This window comes from Stenotrophomonas sp. (genome assembly GCF_036662295.1).
Classification (GTDB): Bacteria; Pseudomonadota; Gammaproteobacteria; order Xanthomonadales; family Xanthomonadaceae; genus Stenotrophomonas.
In genome coordinates this window covers 2,526-3,916 of the sequence record NZ_JAVWXA010000181.1, presented here as the reverse complement: position 1 = coordinate 3,916, position 1,391 = coordinate 2,526, and the positions used below count along the sequence as shown (strand labels likewise).

Sequence of the window (1,391 nt, the reverse complement as noted above, 5' to 3'; positions counted from 1 at the left end):
GTGCGATCACCCTGATGGGCCAGGCCAGCCCGGGCTATCTGACGCACTTCCTGGGCTACCTGGACAACCTGTCCTGGCTGGAACACCTGCAGCCACGCGCGCCCTCCCCGGCCAAGGACGTGGGCCGCCTGCCCGGCAAACCGCGCCGCAGCCGCACCGCGAAAGGCTGATCGGCCGCCTGCCTGCGCGCCCCGCGCATCGGCGGCAAAGGTCGAGACGGTGTGCTGTATGCGACACCGGCGCGCGCGCCCGGACGACAGGCGCTGCCGGCGGCCGTGGCCGGCACGCCCGGCGTGCTGGCGGCGTGCTGGACGGCCACGCAGGTGGCAGGAGGCAGGCCGCGTGCGCCCCGATGCTATGCTCCGCGCGCCGTCGATGCCGGTGTTCCGCCCGTCCTGATGGGAGCCGTCCCCATGCCCGCCCTGCCCTCGCGCCGCACCGCCGCCCTGCTCGGCCTGGGCGGGGTAATGGCGGCGATCTTCGCCGCCGACACCCTCACCGATTACGCCGTGGCCGCCGCCTGTTTCTACGCCGCGGTGATCCTGGCCGCCTCGCGCCTGCTGCCACCGCGCGGCCTGCGGCGGCTGGCGTTGGCGTGCATCGCGCTCACCGCGCTCAGTTTCATCCTGACCGGCTTTGGCAGCTACCGGATCGGCCTGGTCAACTCGGGGATCGGCATGCTGGTGATCGGCATCACCGCCACGCTGGTGTTGAAAATCGAGGCGACCAGGGCGGCGATGCAGGAAGCGCAGGCGCGGCTGCTGCGGGTGGCGCGCGCCGCCACGGTGGGCGAGCTCACCACCTCCATCGCGCATGAGGTGAACCAGCCGCTGGCCGCGATCGCCAGCAGTGCCGAGGCCAGCCAGCGCTGGCTGGCGCAGGATCCGCCCAACGTGGACAAGGCGCGGCAGACCGTGGCGCGCATCCTCGCCGATGCACACCGGGCCAGCGATGTGATCGCGCGGGTACGCGGGCTGACCCGTGGCGCATGCCCGGCGCGTGCCGGTTTCGACCTCAACGCCGCAGTGCGGGAGATGCTCGCGCTGTCGCGCAGCGAACTGGACCAGCACGCCGTACGGGTCAGCACCCAGTTGGACGAGGCCTTGCCTTGGGTATTCGGCGACCGCGTGCAGGTCCAGCAGGTGATCGGCAACCTGATCCTCAATGCGGTGGAGGCGATGGCCGAGGTGCCGGCCAGTGCGCGACGCCTGCACCTGCACACCCAGCCACTGGCAGATGGGCGGGTGGCGCTGCGCGTGCGCGACCACGGCCGCGGGCTGCCGCCGGCATCACCGCAGCGGGTGTTCGATGCGTTCTGGACCACCAAGTCCGGCGGCCTGGGGCTGGGCCTGAGCCTGAGCCGCAGCATCATCGACGCCCACGCGGGCCGG

2 protein-coding genes are annotated in these 1,391 nt (G+C 72.5%); both read left to right on the top strand.

Going from position 1 to position 1,391, the window contains the following annotated elements; genetic code table 11:
• On the top strand, positions 1-170 hold a 170-nt coding region (locus RSA25_RS19190), incomplete at its 5' end, for a DUF2894 domain-containing protein (RefSeq protein WP_332810422.1).
• Positions 171-413: 243 nt separating this feature from the next.
• On the top strand, positions 414-1,391 hold a 978-nt coding region (locus tag RSA25_RS19185), incomplete at its 3' end, for an ATP-binding protein (RefSeq protein ID WP_332810421.1).